At 59.4% G+C, this 26912-nt stretch carries 23 protein-coding genes; 9 read left to right on the plus strand and 14 right to left on the minus strand.

Annotated elements, in window-relative coordinates; all coding sequences use genetic code 11:
* Nucleotides 1-50: 50 nt before the first annotated feature.
* Both AC6H1L_RS13145 and AC6H1L_RS13150 read right to left on the minus strand, forming a co-directional pair.
* The gene (locus AC6H1L_RS13145) at nucleotides 51-278 is read right to left on the minus strand and encodes an AtpZ/AtpI family protein (protein WP_497597945.1); all 228 of its coding nucleotides are present in this window, start codon (nucleotides 276-278) and stop codon (nucleotides 51-53) included.
* A 470-nt stretch (nucleotides 279-748) separates the two neighbouring features.
* On the minus strand, nucleotides 749-1438 hold the full coding sequence (locus AC6H1L_RS13150) for a response regulator transcription factor (RefSeq protein WP_497597946.1): 690 nt from the start codon (nucleotides 1436-1438) through the stop codon (nucleotides 749-751).
* Between the two features lie 375 nt (nucleotides 1439-1813).
* Here AC6H1L_RS13150 and AC6H1L_RS13155 point away from each other — a divergent pair, with 375 nt between their 5' ends.
* From AC6H1L_RS13155 to AC6H1L_RS13170, 4 genes are all read left to right on the plus strand, one after another.
* A complete protein-coding gene (locus tag AC6H1L_RS13155) occupies nucleotides 1814-2983 on the plus strand; it encodes a glycosyltransferase family 4 protein (protein ID WP_497597947.1) in 1170 nt (389 codons plus the stop codon).
* A gap of 54 nt (nucleotides 2984-3037) precedes the next feature.
* Nucleotides 3038-3766 (plus strand): hypothetical protein, encoded by a 729-nt coding sequence (locus AC6H1L_RS13160; protein WP_497597948.1) that lies wholly within the window; start codon nucleotides 3038-3040, stop codon nucleotides 3764-3766.
* Between the two features lie 460 nt (nucleotides 3767-4226).
* Entirely contained in the window at nucleotides 4227-5210 is a 984-nt protein-coding gene (locus AC6H1L_RS13165; protein WP_497597949.1) for a D-2-hydroxyacid dehydrogenase, read from the plus strand.
* Nucleotides 5211-5558: 348 nt separating this feature from the next.
* Entirely contained in the window at nucleotides 5559-6185 is a 627-nt protein-coding gene (locus tag AC6H1L_RS13170) for a DUF3090 family protein (protein ID WP_497597950.1), read from the plus strand.
* Between the two features lie 343 nt (nucleotides 6186-6528).
* Here the strand turns inward: AC6H1L_RS13170 and AC6H1L_RS13175 are convergent, their stop codons facing one another.
* The 5 genes from AC6H1L_RS13175 to AC6H1L_RS13195 all read right to left on the minus strand — a co-directional run bounded on the left by AC6H1L_RS13175 (nucleotide 6529) and on the right by AC6H1L_RS13195 (nucleotide 11100).
* Nucleotides 6529-6933 carry a hypothetical protein gene (locus tag AC6H1L_RS13175; RefSeq protein ID WP_497597951.1) on the minus strand — a complete coding sequence of 135 codons (405 nt, stop codon included), beginning with the start codon at nucleotides 6931-6933 and terminating at the stop codon, nucleotides 6529-6531.
* 2 nt (nucleotides 6934-6935) lie between these two features.
* On the minus strand, nucleotides 6936-7175 hold the full coding sequence (locus AC6H1L_RS13180; protein ID WP_228026331.1) for a hypothetical protein: 240 nt from the start codon (nucleotides 7173-7175) through the stop codon (nucleotides 6936-6938).
* Between the two features lie 615 nt (nucleotides 7176-7790).
* A complete protein-coding gene (locus tag AC6H1L_RS13185) occupies nucleotides 7791-8639 on the minus strand; it encodes a DegV family protein (RefSeq protein WP_497597952.1) in 849 nt (282 codons plus the stop codon).
* Between the two features lie 258 nt (nucleotides 8640-8897).
* Nucleotides 8898-10649, minus strand: coding sequence for a DAK2 domain-containing protein (locus AC6H1L_RS13190; RefSeq protein WP_497597953.1), 1752 nt, complete (start codon nucleotides 10647-10649; stop codon nucleotides 8898-8900).
* A 55-nt stretch (nucleotides 10650-10704) separates the two neighbouring features.
* On the minus strand, nucleotides 10705-11100 hold the full coding sequence (locus tag AC6H1L_RS13195; RefSeq protein WP_497597954.1) for an Asp23/Gls24 family envelope stress response protein: 396 nt from the start codon (nucleotides 11098-11100) through the stop codon (nucleotides 10705-10707).
* A 664-nt stretch (nucleotides 11101-11764) separates the two neighbouring features.
* On the opposite strand from AC6H1L_RS13195, the gene rpmB reads away from it, so the two are divergent.
* Nucleotides 11765-11956, plus strand: coding sequence for a 50S ribosomal protein L28 (rpmB, locus tag AC6H1L_RS13200; protein ID WP_297160586.1), 192 nt, complete (start codon nucleotides 11765-11767; stop codon nucleotides 11954-11956).
* A 139-nt stretch (nucleotides 11957-12095) separates the two neighbouring features.
* On the opposite strand, the gene rlmN is transcribed toward rpmB, so the two are convergent.
* On the minus strand, nucleotides 12096-13280 hold the full coding sequence (gene rlmN, locus AC6H1L_RS13205) for a dual-specificity RNA methyltransferase RlmN (RefSeq protein WP_497601550.1): 1185 nt from the start codon (nucleotides 13278-13280) through the stop codon (nucleotides 12096-12098).
* 212 nt (nucleotides 13281-13492) lie between these two features.
* Between rlmN and AC6H1L_RS13210 the strand changes: the two genes are divergently transcribed.
* Both AC6H1L_RS13210 and hflX read left to right on the plus strand, forming a co-directional pair.
* On the plus strand, nucleotides 13493-14020 hold the full coding sequence (locus AC6H1L_RS13210) for a CvpA family protein (protein WP_497597955.1): 528 nt from the start codon (nucleotides 13493-13495) through the stop codon (nucleotides 14018-14020).
* Nucleotides 14021-14250: 230 nt separating this feature from the next.
* Nucleotides 14251-15591: a GTPase HflX gene (gene hflX / locus AC6H1L_RS13215; RefSeq protein WP_497597956.1), complete on the plus strand. Its 1341-nt coding sequence runs from the start codon at nucleotides 14251-14253 to the stop codon at nucleotides 15589-15591.
* A gap of 115 nt (nucleotides 15592-15706) precedes the next feature.
* Here hflX and AC6H1L_RS13220 read toward each other — a convergent pair whose 3' ends face one another.
* A complete protein-coding gene (locus AC6H1L_RS13220; RefSeq protein WP_497597957.1) occupies nucleotides 15707-16861 on the minus strand; it encodes a trypsin-like peptidase domain-containing protein in 1155 nt (384 codons plus the stop codon).
* Nucleotides 16862-17133: 272 nt separating this feature from the next.
* Here AC6H1L_RS13220 and AC6H1L_RS13225 point away from each other — a divergent pair, with 272 nt between their 5' ends.
* Complete coding sequence (locus tag AC6H1L_RS13225; RefSeq protein WP_497597958.1) at nucleotides 17134-18159, plus strand: alpha/beta hydrolase; 1026 nt, start codon at nucleotides 17134-17136, stop codon at nucleotides 18157-18159.
* A 151-nt stretch (nucleotides 18160-18310) separates the two neighbouring features.
* Here AC6H1L_RS13225 and AC6H1L_RS13230 read toward each other — a convergent pair whose 3' ends face one another.
* Nucleotides 18311-18961 carry a hypothetical protein gene (locus tag AC6H1L_RS13230; protein ID WP_497597959.1) on the minus strand — a complete coding sequence of 217 codons (651 nt, stop codon included), beginning with the start codon at nucleotides 18959-18961 and terminating at the stop codon, nucleotides 18311-18313.
* Nucleotides 18962-19424: 463 nt separating this feature from the next.
* Between AC6H1L_RS13230 and AC6H1L_RS13235 the strand changes: the two genes are divergently transcribed.
* Complete coding sequence (locus tag AC6H1L_RS13235; protein WP_497597960.1) at nucleotides 19425-23072, plus strand: WD40 domain-containing protein; 3648 nt, start codon at nucleotides 19425-19427, stop codon at nucleotides 23070-23072.
* Nucleotides 23073-23111: 39 nt separating this feature from the next.
* Here AC6H1L_RS13235 and dcd read toward each other — a convergent pair whose 3' ends face one another.
* The 4 genes from dcd to AC6H1L_RS13255 form a co-directional block, all read right to left on the minus strand.
* A complete protein-coding gene (gene dcd, locus AC6H1L_RS13240) occupies nucleotides 23112-23636 on the minus strand; it encodes a dCTP deaminase (protein ID WP_497597961.1) in 525 nt (174 codons plus the stop codon).
* A complete protein-coding gene (locus AC6H1L_RS13245; RefSeq protein WP_497597962.1) occupies nucleotides 23620-23898 on the minus strand; it encodes a hypothetical protein in 279 nt (92 codons plus the stop codon). Before AC6H1L_RS13245 ends, dcd begins: the two co-directional genes overlap by 17 nt.
* A gap of 152 nt (nucleotides 23899-24050) precedes the next feature.
* A complete protein-coding gene (locus AC6H1L_RS13250) occupies nucleotides 24051-24356 on the minus strand; it encodes a tetratricopeptide repeat protein (protein ID WP_497597963.1) in 306 nt (101 codons plus the stop codon).
* A 2-nt stretch (nucleotides 24357-24358) separates the two neighbouring features.
* Complete coding sequence (locus AC6H1L_RS13255) at nucleotides 24359-26818, minus strand: tetratricopeptide repeat protein (protein WP_497597964.1); 2460 nt, start codon at nucleotides 26816-26818, stop codon at nucleotides 24359-24361.
* Nucleotides 26819-26912 lie beyond the last annotated feature (94 nt).

The following is a 26912-nucleotide window of genomic DNA, read 5'->3' on the forward strand; positions in this document are numbered from 1 at the left end:
TCCATCCGAATCGTGCTCTGCGTGGCCCGGTCTGTCAACGTCGACGCCGTCTATCTCATGCTTGAGAAGAAGATTTTAAATAAACGGTACGCGCCGTATATCCCTGCTATCAGGCCAAGCAGCAGCCCGAGAAGTATACACAACGGTGCGGTACGCAATAGGCCATCCAGGTAGTGACCGAGGATGGCACCTGCAGCAATGGGGACTGCGATTGTAAACCCCAATCCTCCCACTGGCCCCACGATTTCCCACAGGGTGGGGGGAGGCTTCTTACTCATCCTTATGTTGTCCCGCTTGTCTCACGATTATATCATACCGTGAGGATTATAGCATAAGGCTGACTGTCTGTGCAACGCAGTCACAGCATCCCTCAAGCGCCCTCGCCCTCGGTTCGCTTCCCAGCCCATGCCGCTCTCTCGCCTTCAGAGAACAAGCATCCTGCAAGAATCTCTGCCCCGTCAATTGCGTATTTCTACGGATAGCCTCAGCCAGAAGCTCGCAGCAAGCTATCACCCGGCTCCTGAACTTGGCAGCTCTCTTGGATAGCGACCCCTCTCTCTCTGAGCCGCATCTATTATTTATGTATCTCGGGGCGCATCTTCATTGCGTGCGCCGGCTTCGACGCCGCTGCTCCGCCTGCTAGAGAAGCTGGCGCGATCGATCTTTTCCCCGGGCCAGGGCTGCCTTGATGGCCGGGCGCTGCGCGGAGCGGATCAGGAGGATGAGTCTGGCTGAGCGTTCAGCTCACTTAGATCAGCTTAAGCTCCCGAGCCTTGCTAGCGGCCTGAGTGCGATTAGTCACCTGTAGCTTACTCAGGATATTGGAGACGTGATTTTTGACTGTCCCTTCAGCCAGGCATAATTGCTGAGCAATCTCGCGATTGCTGGCTCCCTGAGCGAGCAAGCGCAGCACCTCGATTTCGCGGGCGCTCAGCTCATCTTCTGCACTCCCTGCTCCGGGGGAGCGTGGTTGGTTCCGGCCTCCTTTGCTTCCCCGACCGAACTCGATAAGCAGCTTGCTGGCGATGCTTGGCTGGATGAACGGCTCTCCTTGAGCAACGCGGCGAATGGTGGCCGCCAGCTCTTCGGCGGGCAGATCCTTGAGCACGTAGCCTGCGGCTCCGGCTTTGATAGCCTCAAAGACGTAATCGTCATAGTCGAAGGTGGTCAGCATGATAATCTTGGCATCGGGGTAAGCGCTCATAATAGCGGCAGTTGCTTCGACTCCGCTCATGCGGGGCATCTGGATATCCATCAGCACAATATCTGGCCCCAAGCCGGCTTGCCGCAGCTCGCGATACCGGCTGACCGCTTCTTCGCCGTTGGCTGCTTCGCCAACGACCTCCATGCCAGGCTCCAGGTCGAGAATAGTGCGCAGGCCCTGACGCATCAGCGTCTGGTCTTCGCAAAGAAGAAGCCGGATAGGTGTCTGCGGCAAGGCTGACCTCCTGTCTGAGTGCGCTGGTGATTGCTGCTCGCCACTGGTCTCCTCTGCTCTTGTGTTGCCTCTCCTTCCGCCACAACTTTCTCCCTCTATGGATATTCTAGCGTCTCCGTTGACAAATGAACAGCGATGTTCTCGCCTCGCGCACAAATTTTGTCCTGGCTTAACGGGTTCTTTGATGGAATTTTACACGGCTATAACGCGGCTGGCTGAAGATTCTTCTGTGAGGGGCGTGGTGGCAAGGCCCTCCTCATTGGGAGGCGCCTAAGAAGCGTACTCTGTCTAGGGTGGGTATGGGCAGAAGAGATGCGGTGAAAAGAGAAGGGAAAGAGACCTACTGGCAGAGCAGGAGACAGCAGGAGGACTAGGATGCGGGTCGCGATAATTACAGAGAATTTCTTGCCCAAGTTGGATGGGGTGACGCGCACGCTGGCACGCTTGCTTACCCATCTGGAGGCCACTGGCCATCGGGCGCTCTTGTTAGGCCCGCGTTGTGGGATGCGTGAGTACGCTGGCGCTGAGATTGTGACGACGCCCGGTATACCGCTTCCCTTCTACCCGGAACTCAGATTCAATTTTTTCCGTCCTCTCTTTGTGAAGAAGCTTCGGCAGTTCCAACCTGATATCATCCACGTTGTCGATCCTGTCGTGCTGGGTGCCGTGGGGGTAGCCGTGGCCAGGCTGCTGCGGCGCCCCCTTGTCTCTTCTTATCATACCAATCTCGCTGTCTATTGTCGCCATTTCGGCTTTCCCTGGCTGACTGGCCTCATGTGGCGTTATAATCGCTTTCTTCACAATCAATGTGCTCTGACCTTCTGTCCCTCGCCTTCGACGGCCAGAGCTTTGCGTCAGCAAGGATTCCAGCGCGTGCGTCTCTGGCCTCGTGGGGTAGATGGGACGCTGTTTCGGCCTGAACGTCGCCGCGCGGCGCTGCGCGCCGCCTGGTTAGGCTCTGAAAGTGAGGCTGGCGAGCGCTGTGTGTTGCTCTATGTCGGGCGAATCTCGCGCGAAAAAAACCTCTTGCTGCTGGCAAAGGCCTATCGTCAGATGGACCATCGACGCTGCCATCTGGTCATTGTTGGTGGGGGGCCGGCCCTCTTTGAGTTGCGCCAGGCCCTGGCCGGGTTGCCTGTCACATTTACCGGTTATCTTAGCGGTGAGGCCCTGGCTGAGGCTTATGCCTCAGCCGATGTCTTTGCTTTCCCTTCAACGACCGAGACCTTTGGTCAGGTGGTGCTGGAGGCGCTGGCCTCGGGCTTGCCGGTCGTCGGCCTCCAGGCCGAGGGTATCTGTGATCTGGTAGTGCACGGTGAGCATGGCCTGCTGCTGGACTCCACTGGTCTGAGCCCTGCAGCGCAAGTAGCCGCCTATCGGCAACTGCTAGAGCGCCTGGTCTCTGAGCGCTCAACACGTGAGCGCATGCGCTCCGCCGCTCTGGCCCAAGCTGCCAGGTATAGCTGGTATGAGGCGATGGAGGCCCTCCTGCGTGGCTATCAGGAAGTGATTCTGATGAATGACCAGACCCTCCTGGCGGCTTGAGTCCGCGAGAGGAGTCGCCACTCTGGATTGCTGCCATCTACGTGAGATTTTGCCATGAAGTTACAACAACAGGAACGAGAAGAGGAAAGGCACTCGATAGCTGCAGCGTTCTCCTCGATTCCCCTTACTCAGGCAAAGGGACCCCTGACTCAGCCCCTGGCAGGCGCTCAGGTAGGCAGCCTGGCCAGCCGCTCCGCCGGGCAGGCGCAGCGTCTCGCGCGCGGCATTTCGATCGTGCTATCACCTGCGGCCATCTCAGTTCCCTTTGTGCTGCTGGTGGCCCTCTATCGCTCCTCTTCGCTCTGGCCTGCGCTTGGCTTCGCCCTGCTGACGCTGGGCTTTGTCTGTGCTGGCCCCCTGCTCTATGTCGTTCTCTCCCTGCGTCTGGGGCTGGTCAGCGATCTGGATCTCACGCGCCGCCATGAACGCTGGCATCCTTTCCTTTTCTGTCTGCTCTCCTATGGTCTCGGTTTGCTCTTTTTGCTCCTGCTGCATGCTCCACGTAGTTTAGAGCTGATCCTCGGCTTGACCCTGGTCGTAGGGCTGCTGCTCCTGGTCATTACGCTGTGGTGGAAAATCAGTATTCATGCGGCGGCCCTGGCTGGAGCAGCAACTGTCTTGACAGCTCTCTATGGCCTGATCTTTCTCCCCTCCTTTCTTCTGCTCGTACTTGTCTGCTGGTCTCGCGTTGTCCTGGGGCGTCACACGCTAGCGCAGGTCGTCAGTGGCGCGCTGTTGAGCATTGGTCTTGCCGTGGGTGTCCTCCTACTGATAGGCTTCTAAGTCTTCATTCCCTCTGCTCCTGTGCCTGGCCCGCGCGCCTAGATGGCGTGGGCGAACTGGTGTAGGGCCGGTCGTGCTCTGGTTAGGAGGGGAAGGCAAGCCTGACCCGTCCTCCCTTGACTTTCCGCGCTCCTGCTTTCTATACTGCTCCAGAACACCTCTGCAGGCCTGAAAAACCATTGTGAGCGTGTTCCGTTATCAGCCACGAGCGATAGCCACTTGCTACATTCGCTTGTGTCGCTGCAAGATCTGGCAGACAGGCTTTCTCTGCGCAGAGATGCATGGCCGACGGCGACAGTCGTGGAAGCGGGGTGAACTGCCCGAGTGACGGCTTGCCAGAAGGCAACCAATTCGGATAGACTGAGGGAAGAGACGCGGTCACGCCTAGCGAGCCTGTTTTCACTGTACTGTTTTACTGTCTCAGCAAATGCTCGTCTGATCTGGTAAGGAGAGTCTGGCAGTGAGTCAACATCAGGGTTTGAAAGTGCTCTGTACCTTCCCCTTCGATGAAGAAGCGCTGGAAAAGATTCGCGAAGCGGCCCAGAGCGAGGTTGTGCTCGCCACGAGAAACGAGGAACTGGCGGCGCACGCGGAAAATGCCGAGATCATCTGTGGTTTCTGGCTGCCCAAGAACATCCTGCAGCTTGCCCCGCGCCTGCGCTGGCTGCAATTTGCCGGTGCTGGTGTTGATGGTCTGCGTGACACAGGCCTGCTTGATCCAGGCAGCGGTGTGATTGTCACCACTGCCTCTGGTATTCATGCCTCCACTATTGGAGAGTATGTCTTTGGCAGCATGATCATGTTCAATCGTTCCTGGCCCGAGCTGGTGCGCCTGCAGGATCGCCATATCTGGGGCAATACGGCCTGGTATCACCTGCGCACCCTGGAACTCTATGGGCAGACGCTGGGGATCATCGGCGTTGGCAGTATCGGGCGCTATGTGGCCCGCTTAGGGCGGGCCTTCGGCATGCGCGTCCTGGGGGTGAGGCGCTCGGCCAGGGGAGGCGAGCAGGATCAGGATGTCGAGCGCTATTATGCCTTCAGCCAGCTACGCGAGATGCTGCCGCTGTGCGACTATGTAGTGATAGCAACGCCGCTGACCCCTGAGACAGAGCACCTGATTGGCGAGCCGGAGCTACGCGCTATGCGTCGCACTGCCTACCTGGTCAATGTGGCTCGTGGGCGTGTCATCGACGAGCAGGCCCTGATTCGGGCTTTGCGCGAGGGCTGGATTGCCGGGGCCGGTCTGGATGTCACTGAGGTCGAGCCGCTGCCCCAAGATAGCCCGCTTTATTCGCTGCCCAATGTCATTCTGACGCCCCATATTTCAGGTGAGAGCGTCCACTACGGTGCCCGGCTGGCCTCGCTCTTTGTCGATAATCTGCAGCGTTATCGCCGTGGTGAGCCGCTGCGCAACCGCTACGACCCGCAACGCGGCTACTAAGGCGACTGCCAGGCAAGAGAGAGGCAGCGAGCGCGTGGGCAAAGAGGAGCGCCGCAGCAGGCCGCCGGGCGGGCACTAACCAGTCTGCGGCCTGTCTGACTCGGCCCAACTCCCGGGACCCGATCGGTCAGTCAACCCAACGGAGGAACCGCTATCGACTCTGCCCTCTCTGGAAACGAGCGTTTACAATTGCTGAAAGAGAGCAAGGCCAATTCGTTCGTCTGTCGCCGGGCAGGCGGGGCTAGAGCAGTCGCAGCAGAGAGCGGCGCTCTCTGTAGCAGAGGCTAATCGATTATCCAGCCAGAAGGGAGAAAGACACTCTTCACGTAGGGGCAAAGAGGAGGTCCGATGAGCAGAGATTTAGGTCTGGTGGAACTACTGGGCGCAGATGCCGTTGGCCCACCGGGACAGCGTCGCTTTCGGCTGTTTGCGCGCAGCGAAAGTGGCTCGGCTATTATGTGGATGGAAAAGATGCAACTCAACGAATTGGGGCTGGCCATCGACCGCCTGCTGACCCAGGTGACGCAAGGCAGGATTCTGCGCGTTGAGGCCCGGGCCCGGCGGGAAGGTGAAGAGGAGGCCGAAGAGCCGCTCGGGCTGCCAGCCGACTTCCCGCTGATTCCCGACGAGGAGTTCCAGGTAGCCCAGCTAAAGCTCAGCTACGACTTCCGCCGGGAGCTGATCATCCTGATGGTGGTCCCTTTGGAGATCATTATGGAGGCAGGTCAGGAGCTGCGGGGGCGTGTCCGTGAGGATCGGGCGGTTACCTTTTCCTTCACGCACGCCCAGGCTCAGGCTCTCACCAGCATGATCACGCGGGTCGTGGCGGCGGGTCGCCCGGTCTGTCCTTTCTGCCATATGCCCTTGGAAGAGGGGCCACATATGTGTGAGAAGCAGAACGGTCATCGTCAGATCATCCAGCTTCTGGAGGAAGAAGACGATGACGATGATGAAGAAGAGGAAGAGGGCGATTGATTGATCAGGACAATAGGAGAGCGGTCTGCTATTCCATGAAGGCTGAGGCTGGGAGAAGGAAGCCAGTGAACTGGCCAGACTGGGCCAAGACGCGGAGTAAGGAGGAGCAGAGAGTGTGAACAACCTGGCTAAGGCACACTGAGCTTACAGCTCGCTGGCGGAGAACGGCCTGTACGGGAGAAACCTGCCGACCTGGCGGACGACGCGACGAGCCAGAGGCCGAAGCGAGCAAGGACAGGAGAGGTCGGGCACCCGCCAGGCCAAGGCCCGCCTGCGAGCAAGCTTTGACAGCTAGAGCGGGCGAACAAGATAGCCCGCGCCGTCAGTTGAGTCGGTTAAACAGTTAATCGGTGCAGAGATACTTATTGGCTTTTTGCAGATACAGCTCCTCGTTACCCTCGATCATCAACTTATGAAGCACCACAATATCGGCGTCTGGCAGATTTTCCACAGGCTGAAGGCAGAGGCGCATCGTCGCACGTCCATTTTCAATTACCTGGACGAAGCCCTTACCGCGGGGCACGCGATAGATGCGCTGAGGGGCAGTAGGGCTGGGCACCTCCAAATAGCCATGCCAGAGGAGCTGGCGGAGCTGTTCAGGTGTCAGAATATCGCGCAGCAAATCGGAGGCTTGCCGCTCGGCCCGCGACCAGCCCCGTAAATATGGCTGAGTGATCAGCCAGACAATAGCCCCCATCGCGGTGGCGATGATCACCCAGTCCAGAATCGTCAAAATTTCGGAAATCAAGCTCATCCACCGACAACGCGCGGAACCATAATGATCTGCTCGGCGGTTGCATCAAACTGATCGATACGCTGAGCAGGCTTCCCGGGCTCGACACGAAAAGCAGTGGCTCCCCTGGCGCGCTCCTGGGCGAAAATGCGCTCAGCTTCTCGCACGGCGGCCAGTGCTTCAGGGTCACCTGCCAACACCTTCTGCTCATCCCAGGTGACACGATCATCACCGCGCCGTGACATCACCCGTAGCATTCCCACGGTTGTTCCTCCTTCGTCGCTTGCACCATCATGAATGGTGGCTGACTAACGAACCTTCCAGTAAGTGAACGCATGATCTTCTGGCTACAAGCTCCCGCGCGGGTTACCACAGAGGTTTCCAAAGCAACCCTCGGGGCGCCAGTCCGTTGCTGGGGCACCTGTTGTTAAGCCAGCGAGCCAGCCCGTGTGGAAGTCTCGCGACTCAACGGGCAGTCACGGACAAGCGCCTAGCGCGAGCCCTGCAGTGCCTGCAGCACAGCCCTTTCTGGCGTGGGTAAGCGCTCTACTATCTACTATTGTACCGGCGAAGATGCAAGTCGTCAATGGTTATCTCATAATGTATCAGCTTTATTGCATCAGATGACCTCATGCCGTCCAGTCTCGCCACTGGGCAGGCGGCCCAATCCTGCGATGAGATGCGCTCGCTCGATGGAGCAGGGTTGAACAGCCATAGTCGAAGCTGCCTGACGCCGACGCGCGCCAGCCATGAGCGCGGCGCCAGGGGAAGCACGGACAGAGCGGGGGCAGGCTGAGCATGACCTGCCTGCCCGGCGCATCTCATCGCACCTTGCTCACGGGCCTTACTGACGTCACCAGAGGAGAGAAGATCTACTGATGAGCGGTAATAAAGATAATGCCCACGGTTCCAGGTCCAGTATGGGTACCAAGCACTGCACCCAGCTTATAGCGCGGGATTGGCTGAGGATAGACTGCCTTCATCGCGGCGGCGAGCTGTTCTCCCAGCTCATCGCTCGATTCCACAATGACCACCTCTTCCACGGGGCCAGCCTCCTGGAAGAGCTGAGCCACTCGCTCATAGGCCTTGGCGCGTGTACGAGGGCGCTCAACTGGCACCACTTCCCCAGCCTGAATACCGATGATCGGCTTAAAGCTCAACATTGTACCCAAGAAGGCGCTGGCGCGTCCGATGCGTCCGCCGCGGCGCAAATGCTCCAGGCTATCCAGCACTCCGAGAATACGCGTCCGGCGCAAGCGATCGACCAGGCGCGCCTTAATCGACTCCAGGTCGGCGCCGCCCTGGGCTTCTTCCGCGGCGTGCATGACCGACATGCCGATCCCGAGACTGATGCTCTCTGAGTCCACAATCTCGATGGGAATGCGCTGTAGCTCCGGTGGCAAGGCGGCCCGTGCAGCACAGGCTGATTGATAGGTTCCGCTGAATTTAGCCGACAAATGCACCGAAAGGATGGCCTCGGCGCCTTCTTCGATCAAGCGCTGATAGACGGAGAGGAAGTCGGCAGGAGTCGGCTGCGACGTTCGGGGAAAATCCTTGCTTTCTGCCAGCTTCTTGAAGAAGCCCGCCGTATCCAAATCGACGCCGTCTAAATACTCTTCACTGCCAAAAATAACTTTGAGAGGAACAACACTGATTCCCAGGGCTGCGGCCCGCTCTTTAGGGAGATCCGCCGTGCTATCGGTAACGATGCGGACGGCCATGAGGCACCTCCTGAACGCGAGAGAATTTCTGCACCATGCGCGCCGAACCGGCACAGACATGGGCGCACACATGGCAGGCTGCAAGTGTGCGTGGATAGCGTAGATTGGCCAGGGTAGCGGGAAGAGCGTCGAGACGAGACGAGGCCAGCCCTTGCGGCCTGATCCTGGCTGCCTCGGGGTTCGTTCCGTTTCGGGCAGCCTGCCTGGCTTTCTACCACCGCTCGCTACGACCGGCTCCTTGCTTCTGTTGTTTATTATTTACTCAACTGAGAAAATATAGGTGTAGTAGGGTTGACCACCATCCACTACCTCCACCTCCAGATGAGAATAGGTCTGCTTAATGCGGGCCGCTGTCTCCTGAGCGTGGGCCTCGCTGGTCCCCTCACCGTAGTAGATAGTGAGCAGCTCGTAGCGCTCGACATGCATACGTTGGAGCAAATCGTTAATGACTCCCTCCAGGCTATTACCGGCTACGGCCAGGTTGCCATTGATAAGGCCGATGATATCGCCCTCACGGACACGCAGGCCGTCGATCTGCACGGCGCGCACCGCCGTGGTAATTTCGGCGGTCTGGATGCGACGAGCGGCAGCACTCATGCTTTGTACGTTGGTGGCCAGGTCGGCATTATAGTTAAAGCTCATGAGGGCCGCGATCCCCTGGGGCAGCGTCTCGGTAGGAATAACCTCCACGCGCTTACTGGTAAGGCGTGGGATCTGCTGCGCGCTGAGGATCACATTGCTATTGTTCGGTAAGATAATGACCTGCTCGGCTTCAACGGAGTTGACGGCGGCCAGCAGCTCTTCGATGCTGGGATTCATGGTCTGGCCACCGGGGACGATAGCACTGACGCCCAGGCCGCGATAGACCTTCTCGAAGCCTGCCCCTGAGACGACAGCTACGGTGGCGATAGGGATGCTTGGCGCTGAAAGCTCAGCGCCGCCAGCAGCATTGTCTTCCTGGCGGCTGGCCTGCTCGTGTTCGGCGCGGCTCTCGGCTGCGTAGGCCAGACTTTGCTCCTGCAGATTCTCGATATTGATGTCCAGGAGGCTCCCCAGGCTCACACCGTAGTCCAGGATCTTGCCGGGCCACTGCGTGTGTGTATGCACCTTAAGCAGCTTTTCATCGCCGGCCACGACCGTTGAGACACCGCCCATGTCGATGATTGTCTGGCGAATGCGCTCGACATCGAGATTCTCGCCGCGCAGGAGGAAGACCACCTCATAGCCGTACTGCTCCTCTTCGACGTTCACCCGTCCTCGGCGAGGAGTGCCCTCGCCAGCGGCAGCCGCCGGGAAAGGCCGTGACTCGCGCCCCTCGCCGCGCAGCGCATGCCAGATGCCTTCAAGGATTACGCATAGCCCCTGGCCGCCCGCATCAACGACCCCCGCTTGCTTGAGGATAGGCAACAGCTCGGGGGTGCGGGCCACAGACTGCCGGGCGGCGGTCACTACCTCGTGCATCAGGGTCACCAGGTCATCGCCGCGCTGCGCGCTGGCGAGCGCCGCCTCGGCGCAGTCGCGTACGACTGTCAGAATGGTGCCCTCAACTGGTTTGATGACCGCCCGCGAGGCCAGTCGCGAGGCTTCCATGAAAGCGTTGGCCAGGTCAAGCGACGTGAAGGTCTGCTTTTTCTCCAGTCCCTGGGCCAGGCCACGCAGCACCTGTGACAAAATCACTCCCGAGTTTCCTCGTGCACCCAGCAAGGCATCGTGAGCAATGCGCGCCGCGATGACCCCTGCAGCCGTCTCCTGGCTATCGATGATGCCGCGAATGGCGGCCTGCATGGTGGCGGACATATTCGAACCTGTGTCCCCATCTGGCACGGGAAAGACGTTGAGGGCGTTGATGCTCTCGCGCCGCTCTTCCAGCCAGGCGGCCCCGGCAATCATTGCCTTCTTGAGGTCTTGGCCGTCCAGCACGCTGATCCGCCGCGGCCGGTTGATCCGCTGCATCTGCTGCTGACTTGGCGCATCTTGCGCATGGCGAGCGCCTGATGCCTGTTCCTGCATAGATCGCTTACCTTATGTGGTGGTAGATGAGGTAGGTGGTGCCCACACCTTGTCGTTAGTGCTCGCGCCGTGTGGTAGGGCTATGTTCCAGCCCCTGGATATTGACGTTCACCTGTTGCACGGGTACCCCGAGCATCTTTTCAACCGAGAATTTGACGCTGCTCATGATATTATGAGCGATTTCTGACATGCGCAGCCCGTATTCCAGCACGACGTACACCTCAATGATCAGGCGTCCGTTGACGATGCGCACCTGGATGCCCTCGCCGCTTCGTTCGGGGGGGAGAAGAATGGCCTCTCCGTTACGCAGGCGGGGCGCGGCAATACCTACTACGCCGTAGCTCTCGCTGACGGCGCGGGCCGCGATGGTGTGAATCGCGTGAGGAAGGACCTCGATTCTGCCTAGAGGGCGCGTGCCGTGCTGCGGTTGAATCGTCGATGGCTTCGGCATACCCATGTTGTCTCTAGCTTTCTCTACTGGTCTTCTGGTCGGCTCTGCTGGTCTTCTGGCCTACGCACTTGCCAAAGCGAGGGCAATCTGCTATACTCGCAAAGCGTACCCGACGCTTACTTACTTTGTAACGCTTTGCTCTCTACTCAACGCACTGGAGTGCAAGGTCTGCGTTCTGTTGCAGTATATCAAAGGCCCCCGTCAGAATCAAGGGCGCATCTTGACATTCTGTAGCTCTTGCTGATGTGGCCCGGTCCGGTAGATGCTGTAGGTCGCGTGGAGCGTGGCTTCAGCCCCAACCGAACGTTTTAAATCTGTCTGTCTCTCTTTATTTTCAGCCTGACAGATGGGGGCGTGGCCGCTGAAAGTCTGGGAGGGCAAGCCTCTTTTCCTGTCCTGGGCGTGTCCTCTGGTTGGCTGGCCGGCTGATCGCGGGGCCGGCTGACCCGGCCTCAGCGCGGGAGAGACGGGGGGACTACGCTAGCCGGCTCTGACAAGTAGGGTGGTCAGGCGGCTGGGCCGTGCTGCCCTGCTGGCTGAAGGCCTGGGGCAGGCTGCAGACCGTAAGGCTTCGGAGTCGAGAGCGCGAGGCTACGATGGCTCTCTGCTCTTTTTAGGGTTAAGGAAGGAAGGAAAGAGAAAAGAGAGGAAGGGAGAGATTGTTATGGCTGGTCGTTGTGATCTCTGTCAGCGCAGGCCGATGTATGGCAATAAGGTATCGCACTCGCAGCGTCATACACGGCGGCGCTTTGTAGTCAATGTGCAGCGGCGGCGTCTGGAGATCAACGGTGTGCGGCGCACAGTGCATGTCTGCACGCGCTGCCTGCGCACAATGCTCAAGCTACCCAAAGAGTGATGCTGGCCGGAGGCAGGTAAAAGCGCCGCTCAGGCGGCGTTCCCGCCCCGGCCTGCCCGGCTGTTACCTGTTGCATGCTTGTTCTTCTTGCCTTCCCTCCCTGCCTGGTTTTCTTTTTTTTTGGGGAGCTAGACGGTGATCAGTGAGAGCGGGCCGGTTCCGGCGCGGCGCTGAGCGCTGATGCGCTGCGCCTCTGCGCTACGAAACGGGTCCGAAGCTGCCCGCAGGCCGCATCGATGTCGTCTCCCCGCTCAGCGCGCACGCTATTGCTCACGCCATGCTGGAAGAGGATGTCGCGGAAGCGGCGGATAGCCTCCGGCCCAGGCGGGCGGTAGTCAGCTGCTGTCTTGTTGACTGGGATGCAATTCACATGCGCATACTGCTTGAGCGGTGCCAACAGCTCGCCGAGTTGGTGAGCGCAGGCCGGGCTGTCGTTCACGCCGGCCAGCAGGACGTACTCAAAGGTGACCTGCCGTCTGGTGGCGGCGATGTAGTCCCGGCAGGCTGCCAGGACTTCAGCCAGGGGGTATTTACGTGTGACAGGCATGGTTTGGGCGCGTAGTTCATCGTTAGGAGCGTGCAGGGAGATGGCAAGGTTAATTTGTAGTCCCTCCTGGCTGAGGCGCCGGATGCCGTGCGGCAGCCCGACGGTAGAGACCGTCATGTGCCGCGCCCCCAGGTTAAAGCCCTCGGGGCTATTGAGGATGCGCAGCGCTTGCATGACGTTGTCGTAGTTGTGCAGTGGCTCGCCCATGCCCATCATGACCAGATTGGTGATGTGGTCAATGGGCTGGCTCCCAGGCAGACCACGCGCTTGCCACGGGGCGGCTCGCAGTTCGCGGGCAAAGTGCAATACCTGGGCGACGATTTCCCCAGCGCTCAGATGGCGCTCAAATCCCATCTGGCCCGTGGCGCAGAAGGTGCAGCCAAAGGCACAGCCTGCCTGGCTGGAGACGCAAACAGTGGCCCGCGCGCTGCTCCCGCGCAAGGGAGGGTAGAGCATAAGCACTGATTCGATCAGCCTGCCGTCGGCTAGCTCCAACAGGATCTTGCGCGTGCGGTCATCCTTAGAACGTTGCTCGCTGCGAACAGTGACCTGGCCGATGCTGGCTTCGCGCGCCAGGCGTTCCCGCAGGCTTAGGGGCAGGTTGCTCATGGCGGCGAAGTCCGTGACCAGGTGTTTGTAGATCCAGTTGTAGACTTGCCTGGCGCGATATGCTGGCTCCCCCAGCTCTTTAAACCAGTCCTCTAGCTGTGTCAGGGTCAGTCCGAGGAGGTCGCGCCGGGGGGCGCTTGGCTCTGTTGTGGTTCTCCCCCTGATCATCATGCCTTCATTATAGCACGTTGACCCCGCCAAGACCAGCCAATGTGATGACCTATCACTCTCGCCCGGCTTTGCTTCTGCCTATGACGAGAGGCATAGCTGAAATCTCAACTGTGACAGTTGCTTGGAGTGGACGTTTCCATTATAGATCGGGAGCTTCGATTTTCTCTGTCCTTGCGTCTCATTCAGGCTCCTGGAAGGAAAAGAAGTCTATGCCTCTCACGTTTAACTTCATCGATTTAGCCTTTTTGGCGACAGCCATTGTGCTGGCCATCAATGGTTTCCGCAATGGTCTTCTGGCTAGCCTGATCAATCTGATAGCGCTACCGTTGGGGCTGGGGGCGGCCTTGCTCTTCGGTCCCTGGCTCACTGCTCTTCTGGCGAGCAAGGGGATTGAGGTGGCGCCGTTGCTTGCCTATGGCCTGATCTTTCTCGCCTCGGTGCTGATTGTGCATACGGTCACGGCCGTTGTCCGGGCCTTTGTCCATCGCCTGCCGGTGGTGGGCCTCATTGATGCTCTGCTAGGCTTAGGGGTAGGCCTGGTTGAGGCCTGGCTGCTCTGGCTGATACTGCTCGTAGCTCTGCATGGCGTCTTGAGTGCTATCCAGCATTTACCGCACAGCGACCCGGGACAGTTCAGTATCTGGCAGCGGGCATATAATGAGGCGATGACCCAGAGTCTGTTTGCGCATGTCAATCAGTGGTTGCTGGGTCAGGCTCCTTTGAGCCAGCTTCCTTGAGTGAGGAGAGGTGGGGTGCTGTGGTGGGCTAGAGGCCCCCTCACGCTCGCATGGCTGCTCGCTCCGAGAGGAGGGGGGCGGCTCGCGGACGGAGCTGATGCCTCTGGGCTTGCGTTCCAGAGTCAAGGCGCATACAATACCTATATAGTCAAGGGCTATTCTACGTATTCTAGAAGAGCTGTGTAGCTTAGCTGGAACAAAGGAGGCGTTTTACGACAAGAAACGAGGCTGTGCTGAGCAGACAGAGATTCACCGAGGGTCCAGAGCGGGCCTTTCTCGTAGCAGTGGAGAGCGAGCGACAGGAAACGCTCTGGAGCGCTGAGGACTCGCTCAATGAACTGGAGGCGCTGGCTAAGACCGCTGGGGCTGAGGTGGTTGGGAAGATGTTGCAGCGTCTGCGGCATCCTGATCCGGCCACCTATCTCGGCAAGGGAAAGGTGCAGGAATTGGCCGCTCTGGAACAAGAGCTAGGCTTTGATCTGGTGATCTTCGATGACGAACTGTCCCCTTCGCAGCAACGCAATCTAGAGAAGGCGCTGAATGCGCGCGTCATTGATCGTACGACGCTGATCCTCGACATCTTTGCTCAGCATGCGCGAACACGCGAGGGACGCCTGCAGGTTGAGCTGGCGCAGTTAGAATATCGCTTGCCTCGCCTCAGCGGGCGCGGCGTAGAGTTGTCGCAGCAAGCCGGTGGCTCGCTCGGCGCTGCTGGAGTAGGGGGAGCGATCGGTGTCCGTGGTCCGGGCGAGACGCGGCTAGAGATTGATCGTCGACGCATTCGCAATCGGCTGGCTGAACTGCGCCGTGAGCTGGAGGAGGTACGTGAGCAGCGCGCTTTGCATCGCCGTCAGCGGGCGGCATTGACGATGCCAGTGGTGGCGGTGGTGGGCTACACCAATGCCGGTAAGTCCACGCTCTTTAACGCCTTGAGCCAGGCCGACGTCCTAGTCGAAAACAAACTCTTTGCGACGCTTGACCCTACGACGCGCCGCGTGGTCCTGCCTGGCAATCAGGAGATCCTGCTGACGGATACGGTCGGCTTTATTCAGCGCCTGCCAACTCGTCTGGTTGCGGCTTTCCGGGCGACGCTGGAGGAGGTAGTTGATGCCGATGTCTTGCTGGAGGTGGTGGATGCCAGCCATGAGAATGCCATTGAGCAGAGCGAGACGGTGAATGAGGTTTTGCGCGAGCTGGAGGCCCACGAGAAGCCACGGGTGACGGCGTTGAACAAGATCGATCTGTTGCCCGATCCCGAGCGCGTTGATCCTTCGCTCTATCCGAATGCTGTGATGATATCAGCTCTGCGCGGCTGGGGCCTGGAGGCCTTGCGCGAGAAGTTGGCTCAGGTCATAGCCGAACAGATGGTACCACTACAGGTGCTGGTCCCCTATGCGCGTGGCGATCTGGTGGAACTTTTCCATCGCCGCGGGCGCGTTGAGATCGAAGAGCATCGCGCTGAGGGGACACTCCTCGTCGGACGCCTGCCATCCGCGCTGTCCGGCTACTATGAGCCGTATCGTCTTCAGCAGCGCAAAGGCTCGCTCAAGGTGCCCAGCGCTCGCGTCTAGCTGATGCGCTCATGGGTGAAGGCGGCAGGAGGAGAGGCTACTCCTGGGCGACTTGCCCTCCATTGCCCTGGGCTGGGCGACTGCGGTCGGCCAGGCTTGCGCTCAGCTCAGGACCTTAGACCTGCTCGCCTTTCAGTTCTTTGATCACCTGACGTAGCTCGCAGGCAATCTCTTTGAAAGCCTTATCCTTGTTTTTCCACTCCGTAATGGCTGGGCCGTTGCGTGGCAGAGCCTGAAGCTTGCCAAAGGGAGAGCTGGCCAGGCCCTCTGTCGGTCGCAGGACGATGGGAATAACGCGCGCTGTGCCGGCTTGGTGACGCTGCATGGCCCGCTGCATTTCTTCGTTGTAGCACTGCTCGTCGGCTATGTAATCAGGGCTAATGAGCAGCAGAATGATGTCGGCCTGCTCTAGCCAGCGCTGGCTCTCGCTCTGTTCACGTCCTGCACTCAATTGGCCGCTATGGTAGCTTTCGATCAGGCGCTCGTTTCGAAGGCCGGACAGGTGCTTCTCAAGCTCTTGGCGCAGTTTCTGATCCTGGCGCGCTCTGGAGTAGGATATAAAGACTTTGAGTGCTGTGCTACTCTGCTGGAGGAGAGGGACATACTGGGGACAGTGCCTTGCAAGCTGCTGACGTTGGGTTCCTGAAAGCATGTCTAACCAGCGCCGGTTCTGGCGATGGGCGGCCAATTGCTCTGCGGCGAGTGCCGGGAGCTGCTCAAGAATGACGCGCGCCTGTAGACCTTGCCCACCACGATCGCTGTTGAGGCCTAGCGAAAACTGGATAATGCCGCAGACACTGCCACTATCTTTGTCGAGCAGCGGGGAGCCACTCATGCCGCGATCGACCGGGCCATCCTGAAAGGTGATCCACCGGTTGTGCTCGCCTGCAGGCCCCGCGGTGATAAACGTGAGCGAGCTGCCATTAGGCTCCCAGCTTGGGTAGCCGTAGCTGTAGAGCCGGCTGTAGGGCCGAGCCTCGCCCCAAAGGAGGACAGAGGGATGCTCGTGAAGCGAGACCTTCAGTAGGGCTAGATCCGCATCTGGGGCCGTGTAATCACGGGGGGCGCTTCTGATCGCTGCCTCGCAAGATCGCCCCTGCCAGAAAATGTGGAGGCGCGCCCGGCCCGCGCAAGCAGGTTGAATGACATGGGCACAGGTAAGAATCAGTCCCGGACCCACAAAAAAGCCTGTACCTGCAGGTGCCTGATCAAGGTCGACGCGGACAGTGGCGCTCCGTAGAAGAGCTTCTAAAGTATCTGCCTTCTCCATTTTGCACCCTCAAGGCAGGTCTACGTCGGCAGCATGCGAACTGCTTTTATTCTAAGCCAAAGCTAGACTGCTCGTAAAGTGTCAGGGCTGCGTTTTCTTCTCATGAAAGAGGTAGGCTGGAGGGGAGATGGAGCAGGACAGGGATCGTTGAGAAGCCCTGGCTGATCGCCTGCCTTCAAGCTCGCAGGCCAGAGTGATAGACGCCTTCTGAGAAGCGTGCTAGACTAGGACACGAAGCACCAGGATGAGAGAAGAAAAAGGAGGCGCAAAGCGTGTATCCCTGGTCGCACGACTTCAAAGGACGCTTTGACGAAGTGACCTTTGAAAGTCAGGTACTCAAAGACAATCCTCTAGGCGATCCCTATCAGCGCCCGCTCTGGATCTACCTGCCACCAGGCTATGACGAGCAGCCAGAGCGGCGCTATCCCTCTATCTATTTGATCCAGGGGCTGACTGGCCAACTTGACATGTGGCGCAATCGTTCAGCCTTTCGGCGCAACTTCCCCGAGCTAGCCGATGAACTATTTGCCAAAGGCGAAGCGCCGCCCTGTATTCTCGTCTGGGTCGACTGCTGGACCTCCCTCGGAGGAAGCCAGTTCCTTGACTCGCCCGCTGTCGGACGCTACCATACCTATCTCTGTGACGAGATTGTCCCCTGGGTTGATGCTCACTATCGCACGCTGGCGGCCCGAGAGCATCGGGGGATTGCTGGCAAATCCAGCGGCGGCTACGGCGCTATGGTCACCCCTATGCTCCGCCCTGACCTGTGGGGCGGCTTCGCCACCCATGCTGGCGATGCGCTCTTTGAGGTCTGCTATCAGCGCGACTTTGCCAAGGTGGCTCGTGCCCTGCGCGATCACTACGGTGGGTCCTACGAGCGCTTCTGGCAGGATTTTCGCAGCCGCCCGGCCTTCTCGAAGGAGAGCGACGCTGATCTGCTCAACGTCTGGTGTATGGCGGCCTGCTATTCAGCAGATATGGATGGCACCGTTCATCTGCCCTTCGATATCGCCACCGGCCAGCTCATCCCTGATGTCTGGGAACGTTGGCTAGCCTGGGACCCGGTGCGCATGGTCCCCTTGCACGCCGAGGCCTTGCGCTCGATGCGAGCCATTTACATCGATGCTGGTAAGCGCGATGAGTACTATCTCGATCTGGGGGCCGAGGCTTTCCGACGGGCCCTGGCTGAGATTGGCGTCACCGATGTTTTCTTCGAGCTGTTCGATGGGCGACACGGCGGAATCGAGTACCGCTATCCGCTGAGTCTGAAATACCTCGCTGAGCGACTCTCCCCATAACGGGCACCAGCGAAGGAAGCGTCTCCCTTCGCTCTGGGGGCAGGCTCTGAAGCTGAAGGTGGGTCACGCTCTCGAACGAAACCGAGCCTGGCTGCTCTGGCTGGACTCTCGAAGAAAGCCAGGCCCAGGAGGTAGAGACGCTGAGCCAATACTAGGTACCGAACAGTTTGCGTAGGTGTCGCCGGGCGGCACTCAGGGCAGCCCGATAGCGCTTTCGCTCGGCCCGGCTCTGCGGCTCCGGCACCTGCTCGGGGTCCAGGCCCGCTTTGCGCAGCGCCGCAATGACGGGAGTTAGCTCAAGGCAGCAGTCACGAATGCGCCAAAGAACTGCCGCCTGCTCCCCTGCCGGCAGACTCTGAATAGCGCGAACATACAGCGCTAGACGCTCGGCAGGAAACTCGTGCAGCTCGCATTCGTAGGCTGGATCGCGAGCCCCCTCATTATTGGCGGCGCCCTGCTCATCGAGCGTCAGCATCTCGGGCTGCTCAAGCTCCAAGGAGAGGATCAAAGGGCGACGGCGGAGACGACGGTAGGCATCGCGCGCCCGGTTCTGCACAATAACGTGAATCAGCGAGAGAGGGCTACGCAGGGGCCCTCTACGACTCATTTTCCAGAGTGCCAGGCGCACCTGCTGGCTCTCGTCCTGATAGAGCGCTTCCACATCCTCGCGCTTGCTGTAAGCAACGCGCGAGAAGGAGGAACGTACTTGAGCGATGATCTGAGCCTCATAAGCGCGGAGTAGAGCCTCATCCTCAGCGTCGCTGTCGTGGCTGGAAACTCCGAACGGGATTGCTGGATTCAAGATTCTCCTCCTTCAAGCCAAGAAACAAACGAGCAAGCACCTAAGAAGCCTATTGTCTTCTATCCCGGAGCCGGAGGAGCTAGCAGACCCTATACTACGGCCAGGCCGTGGCAGTCGCGTCCAGAAGCGATGACCAACAAAGAGTTTGGAGGGAGAGCAACCGGCTCAACTCAGGCCGGTCTGCGGCGGGATGGCCGGAGGTAGTAAACCGTGCTAGCCCGTTCTATAGCAGCACCTGAGAAGCTAATGAACGCCTGGTTGTTCTCTATAGAACAATATACCATGTTCACTTTGGTTTTTGCAAGCTTATAACGAGGAGAAAAACAACGAACGATCGTCCAACAAAGAGATGATAAACAGCAAGAAAACACAGAACCTCTTTACAGGCCATGCACTTCTGTTCTATACTACGCAAGAGAACAATCGACGCTAGTCCCCCGTGATGGGCGAAGAAGAGGCTGCAATGGCTGAAGACAGAGACGCTCCTGCAACCGCTATCGGAACGCGCATGCGCAACCTGCGCCAGCAGAGGGGGAAGAGCCTGAGCGAGTTGGCCCAGACGGTGGGCTATTCGAAGAGCTATCTCTCCGCGGTTGAGAACAATGTCACGTTGCCTTCGCGTCAGCTTGTGCTGGAGTATGAACGTGCGTTACAGCTACGCAGCGGCGAGCTGGCGGAGACCCTGCGGGATGAGCAGCTAGAGCGGCTCCCGCGCGGGCGGCGGCGTAATGGCTTCCCTTCTGTTCAGCCGCTTTCTCCTACCGCCTCGCCTTCCTTGACTTCGCAGCCGCGCTGTGACCTGGGAGAGGCTCCCTATGTAACACAGCTTTATGGCCGCGATGAGGAGCAGGAGCTGCTCTGGCGCTGGGTCATGCGTGACCGCTGTCGCTTGATCGCCATCGTAGGCATAGGCGGCATTGGCAAGACAGCCCTGGCGGCGGCCCTGGTGCAGCGCCTGCGCACTGCCTCGGATTTTCAGGGACTGCTCTGGCTCTCGCTCCACACTCCCTTATCCCGTGGGCGCTTCCTCGATCGCTGTCTGCACTTCATCATCGGCGAGCCGGAACAGCAGTCGCTCTCTCTTCCCGAAGGCGAAGAGGATCGCCTGAAACTGCTGATTCAGCGGCTTGAGCGTGAGCGCTTTCTGTTAGTCCTCGATGACTTCGATGCGCTCCTCCAGAGTGGTGCTTTAGCAGGCCAGTATAAGGACGATTACAGGGGCTATGAGGAGCTGCTCTATTTGCTGGGCAGCCATGCCCTACAAAGCTGCGTTCTCTTGACCAGTCGCGAGAAGCCTGATGGTATTCCCCTGCAGGAGGGGAAGTACGCCCCAGTGCGCACCATGACCTTAGCGGGGGTCTCGCCCGAGGCTGGGCGTCTCTTGCTGGCTGGCGAGGGACTGGAGGGCAGTGACGAGCACTGGGCCGAGTTCATTCGCCGCTATGCTGGCAATCCCCTGGCGCTGAAGCTGGTTTCTCCTACGGTCCGCGAGGTCTTTGATCGCCAGATTGCTCGCTTCCTCGATCAGGAAGTGCTGGTTCTCAAGGGCATTAAGGATCTGCTTGATCAGCAGTTCGAACGCCTGACCCCTGATGAGCAGGATGTCTTGTACTGGCTGGCAATTGGGCGCGAGGTGGTAACGCTCTCGGAGTTGCTGGAGGATCGCCTGGCGCGCACCCCCAAGGGGGCGCTGTTGGAAGTGCTGACGTCGTTACGGCACCGCTCGCTTGTCGAGGTGCGTGGGGCCGTGGGCTATACGCTGCAGCCAGTCATTTGTGAGTACGTGACGGAGCGTCTGGTACAGCAGGTAGCGGCTGAGATCTTGCAAGAGCGGCCGCTTGCACTCCTGCAGAGCCATGCCCTGCTCAAGGCTCAGGCGCGCGACTATGTGCGCGAAGATCAAATCCGTTCGATCCTTGATCCCTTGGCTCGCATTCTGCGCTCTGCCAGGGGAGAGCGCGGCTGTGAGCAGCTCCTGCGCTCTTTGCTCGCTCAGCTAGAGCGGGGCAAACCGGGCTACGCTGCTGGTAATATCCTTAATTTGTTGCTCTATTTGCAATACAATATCCGTGATTGGGATTTCTCCGGCCTGGCGGTCTGGCAAGCCTATCTGCGCGGTAAAGCTCTCCCGGGTGTCAATTTCGCCTGGGCCGATCTGACAGGCTCGGTCTTCACCGAGATCTTTGGCAGCATTCTGTCGGTAGCCCTTAGCCAGGACGGCACTCTCTTGGCGCTCGGCACGACGACCTGTGAGGTCCGTGTCTTCCGGGTGCGTGACTATGAGCCGCTAGTAACCTGCCGGGGCCATGCTGATTGGGTGCGCTCCGTTCTCTTCAGTCCCGATGGTCGCATGGTGATCAGCGGCAGCGAAGATGGAACGATCCGTTTTTGGGATGTGGAGACCGGTCAGTGCCTGCAAACCTTGGGAGGCCAGCGAGAGCGCATCTATGCCGTCGCCGTCAGTGCTGATGGACGCCTGCTTGCCTGTGGCAGCGGTGATCAGACCGTACGGCTCTGGTATGTTGATCCGGCCTCGGGCCTGGCTGAACGCGAGCGCCTGCTGATCGATCCTGGCCAGAGTGGACGCGTCCATGCGGTTGCTTTCGCCCCCGATAGCAAGACGCTGATCAGCGGGGGCGAAGATGGGGTACTGCGCTTCTGGGATGTAGAGACGGGCGGGTGTCGGGCTCGTCTTCCGGTTGACGAGCGCGGGATCTGGTCTTTGGCCCTCAGCTGTGATGGCGGCCTGTTCGCCTGTGGTGGGATAGAGCAGATTACGCTTGGGCACGTGTCTTCTTCTTCCCTGATCACCTCCTGGTCTGCTCACCACAACCTGGTGTATGCCCTCTCCTTCAGTAGCGATGGTCACTTCCTGGTCAGTGCCGGCGGCGATCGCCTCTTGCGCGTCTGGAGCACGCAAGATCGCTCTTGCATCAGAACCTTAGAAGGGCACAGCGGGCGTGTCTACTCGCTGGCTGTCAGCCCGGATTGCCGCACAGTAGTGAGTGGCAGCGATGATCAGACCGTCCGTTTCTGGGATCTAGAGCGTGGGCGCTGTATGCGCATGCTGCAGGGCTACAGCAGCCAGGTGCGTACGGTAGTGACAAGCCCCGATGGCCAGCTCTTTGCGAGCGGCGGCGATGATGGTCAGGTACGTCTCTGGGATCTGGGGAAGCTGCGCTGTCTGCGTCCCCTGGAGGGCTACATCGACAGCATCTGGACGGTGACGTTTGATCAGCAGGGGCGCTTACTGGCCGGTAGCTGTGCCGATGGCACGGTGCGCCTCTGGCATGTTGAGAGCGGCCAGCTCTTCCGTATTCTGAAGGGCCATGCTGGGCGTGTCTATATGGTGGCTTTTTCTCCCGATGGCTTACACCTGGCTAGCGGCGGGGCCGATCGCACGTTGCGCATCTGGGAGACTGCAACTGGTCAGTGTTTGCAGGTTCTCCGTGAGCACCGGGGCCGCGTCTACGCGGTGGCCTATAGCCCCGATGGCCGTTGGCTGGTGAGTGGCGCTGAAGATCAGGTTGTCTGCCTCTGGGATACCCGTAGCTATCGCTGTCTACAGAAGCTATCAGGCCATGCGGGGGCGATCTACACTCTAGCTATTAGCCCTAATGGCCGTTGGCTGGCCACAGCGGGAGCCGATCAAATAGTGCGCCTCTGGGATTTAGCGCATCTAGGGCTGGGTCTTCCCCGGGCGCTGCTGGCCGAGCATACTCAGCGTATCTGGACGCTGGCCATTAGCCCTGATAGTCGGGTGCTGGCCAGTGGAGGCGATGATCAGCTTGTCTGCCTTTGGGATCTAGAGAGTGGCGAGCTATTGAAGGTCTTGAATCGCTTCGGCTATCGCATTCGAGAGGTGGCCTTCAGCCGTGGCGAGCGACCGGTACTACTGGTAAGCGGCAGCCCTACTGGCGCAATTGAGGTCTGGGATGTCGAGCGTTCCCAGCGTCTCGGAGTCTTGCGCAGTGAGCGACCCTATGAGGGAATGAACATCTACGAGGCTACGGGCCTCTCACTTTCGCAGCGTTCGATCCTGCGTTCTCTCGGGGCCGTCGAGAACCCGGTGAACAAACTGACGGCGGCTAACTCCAGCAGTGGGAGCTGAGCACGGGGGTCTGTGGGGGAAGCAGTGCGTTGCCCGGCTCTAGAAGGGGCGGTAAATGGTTGGTCCCTGTTGCCCGAAGTATTTGCCGCGATACTCGCGCAGGCAAGGACTGCTAAGCTGATGGATGAAGAGCTGGCAGATAAAGAGGCCGGGGTAGAGAACGACGGGGATGCTGTTGAGATTGGTGATCTCTAATGTGAGCACATGGTCGCTGCCTGGGTCGATGTGACCATCGCCATTGTGCACCTGCAGTCCTGCGCGTGCAATGTCTCCTTTTGTCTCGATGAAGCCCTGGTAGCCATTAGGGATGCGGATACGCTCAAGTGTACAGCCCAAAATGAACTCGCCTGGACGCAGCTCGTAGCCTTGCTGCGGGTCAATCTTGATCTCTTCGATAGCAGGTGGCTCTTTGCCAAGCTCAAGACGGCTACCCCGATATTTGACGAGACGCGCGCCGAGGCGCAGATCGATGCTGGTTGGCCCAAGCTGCCGTTCCTCCCAAGGCTCAATCACCAGGAGGCCAGCGGCCAGTAAAGCTTTGAGATCCCTATCGCTCAGAATCATGGCTTTCTGCTCGGGAACTGGAGTCGATTGGCGCCGGGGCCAGGGGGCCAAGCAGCCGCTCCGCTGCCATGATGTGGCTGCAGGTACCGCGCTCCCGATAAAAGTCACAGGTGCAGTGCCAGCTACCTCCCTGGTAGCTGATCAGGCGTGTGCCATGTGTTGAGCGCATCTGTAGCTTGATCTCTAGCAGCGTGAAACGCTCCGGTTGCTGGGCATAGTGCCCGGCCTTGATTTGTTTGCGTTGTAACTGCTCATCGTGCATTAGGAAAGGCTCCTGCCATTGGGTGGAGAAGATTCTGCGCTTCTGGCCTCAGCCTGGCGAACGGAGCAAACTGCTATCTTGAGTGCTAGAAATCCCTCATTGTTAGTATGATATCAGATCAGTAGTATAGTCGACAAGTGCGCTGTTCGCTACTAGGCAGGCATCTGAAGCCAGTCTTCGATCTCCCGCTGCAAGCCAATGCCCAGCACCTGGCAAAGGGCCAGCGCTTCCTGCGCTTGGGCCAGCGCCTCCTGCTGCTGGCCCTCGTGCCAGAGCAAACGGGCAAGACGGAACTGATTGTGAGCGATCCAGAAACGGTCGTTCAGCTCGCGGGCCAGCCGCATGGATTGCGCGTAGTAAAAGCCGGCCTGCTGCAGATCGCCGCGATGAAATGCCAACAGGCCAAGCTGATGCAAGGTGGCCTCTTGGCCGAGGTAGTCGCCCAGTTGTTGGCGCAAAGTCAGACTGCGCAGATAAAGGGCCTCTGCCTCATGTAGCCCCGCGGGGGCTGACTATGGATGGCCAGTTCGTGGTAGACGCGTCCTTGTTCGTGCAGAGTGCGGGCCAGTCCCACCTGATCACCCAGGCACTCGCGTAGCTCCAGGGCCTCGTTGAGAAACTGCAAGGCGCTTTCAAACTGACGCCGACGATAAGCCAGGCGCCCTAGCTCGTGGAGTGCGTCGGCCTCTCGCTGCTTATCTCCCCTGCTTGTCGCCCGGGCATGCACTGCCTTGAAGTGCTGCTCGGCTTCTCCGTAGCGCATCAGGCGGTAGCAGACACGGCCTAGCTCTAGTTCAGCGGCGCTGATCAGCTCTTCATCTCTTAACTGCTGCGCTAACTGCAGGCTGCTGGCTATATCCTGATAGGCCTGCTGATAGTCTGCCAGGCGGTAGCGGCAAATACCACGTCGCAGCAGAAAGGCGGCCTCTCTCGCTGGTCGCTTGAGGCGCGCTGTGGCTTCCAGAGCTGCCTCTAGAATGTGTAAAGCCTGCTTCAACTGGTGGCGCCTCAGCAAAGGGGCCTCTTCCTTCTCTACCAGCTCTTCCGCCAGTGTGAGCAGCTCTTCCCAAAGGCCCAGGCGCTGAGCCTGCTCAATCGCCAACGCGACATCATCCCACTCGCGCAAGAGCTGCTCCACCTCTCCCTTTGATTTGCATACTTCGATGTAATATTGCAGATGACGGCGCTCATACTCGGCGCGTTTTTCCTGAGAAAGCTCGTTCCAGCGATGTAAGCGTAAATAATCGCTGACCAGTGGATGCATATGGCACTGCGGGCCGAGGGTAGTTTCGCTACGCTCCAGGATAGTTGCGTGCTGAAGCGCTTCCAAGGCCTCGTTCTGTTGTTGCCAGAGTCGATCATTCGCAAGGGGCAATCTGCCGGCCTGGACGAAGCGCCAGGCGGATTCGGCGGTTGCTTCGGCGAAAACGGGCCAGCAATCGAGAAACTGGCCGGCGATGGGTGACTCTGTGGTGACCCGTGTAATCGTCAGATGAAGCAGTTGTTCCATCTGGCTGAGAGGCTTGCCGGAGAGCAGCCGGAGTTGTGTAGCCAGTTCCTGCCAGGGAATGCCCCGCTGCAGGGCTGAGGTAGCCAGAGTCATGAGCTTGGGATGATAATAGCAGAGGCGGGGCAGCTCAGGCAAATGACGGCCCAGCCGGACGCGCGCGGCCTCGCGTCCGCCGAGTTGCTCTTCAACCAACTCGCAAGCGGCCTGAGCAGGTAATTGGCCTACTGTGAGCCAGTTGGTCTGAAGAAGCTGATCAAACTCAGAGCGATGATGGCGCATGACCAGGAGTGCCCGGCCTCCCAGGGAGGTATCCCAGGCGCTCAGAAGGTCACAGATATCCTGAGCCTCTTCGGCAGAGGCCTCCTCTAGGTCATCGAGGACTAACAATAAAGGGCCGCGGGCCATCTCGTAAAGGGCGAGCGCGCGCTGGTGGTGACCGCTCGTCTCTTCCAGGCCCCAATCAAGATGCGTCAGCAGCGAGATCAGATCAAAGGGGCGTGTGCGACGCAGCGAGAGATAAGCGATGCCGCGCGTAAAGCGCCAGCTAGAGCGGTGGGCCAGCTCGAGCGCCAGGGTAGACTTGCCACTGCCGGCCAGGCCAACCAGGCCGATAAAGGGAGTGGAGCCATTGCTCAGCAGCTCAGCCAGGCGCTGCAGCTCGGAGACGCGGTCGCGGAAATTACGCGCTCGCGCCACGGGCAAATTATGGGGCGGCTCGCAAGCGAAAAACTCGGGCTCACCGGCACTGGCCAATCCCGGGCGCAGAGGTTCGTCAGCGCCTGGGCCGAGCAGCGTCACCACCTGCCCCTGGCGCAAAGGCGATCCCGACTCCCGCTGTAGCGTGCGTTGGATAAACTCCAGAGCCTCCTTGGCACTGGTGCCGCGCGCCAACGATGCATAGAGAGAGCTGGCCAGCAAGGTCGCCGTATCGCTGTCAAGCTGGCGCGCGGTGGCGATCACCGCCGGCACGCCATTGAGGACAAGCACATCTCCCAGGTGCTCGCTGCTGCAATTATTGAGCACCACCAGTTTGACACGTGTATCGTAGAAGAGCGCGGCAAGATCTTCAGCGGAGACCCAATCAGTACTGCCATCTTCTTTCTCTAATTGCAGCTCGTTGCCGCGAGCATGGCCAATCACATGAACAATATCGAAAGGACGAGCGTGCAGGATGGTCTGCAGAGAGCGCCAGGTCGGCGGATGCAGCCGGATGAGCGCCGCCGGCACGCGCGACCAGAGCAGTTGGCGATAGATCTCCTGGATTTCAAGCTCAGCATTGACTCGCTCTGGCTCATCGATGGGGGAACTGACCACAAGCAAGATGCGTAAGCGCTCCCCCGCTCGTTCCCAGGCCTCAATAGGACTACTGGCCGGTCGATACCCGCTCTGCTTCTTGTAGGTCGCATCCATAGCGGCATTCCCTCTGGGAGTAAAGCCCCGAGCCCCTCGCTGCTCTTGGCCCGCTTCGTTCAACTGACCGCATGCAGCGCCAGGCTGGCCTACC

The organism is Thermogemmatispora argillosa (assembly GCF_059696725.1).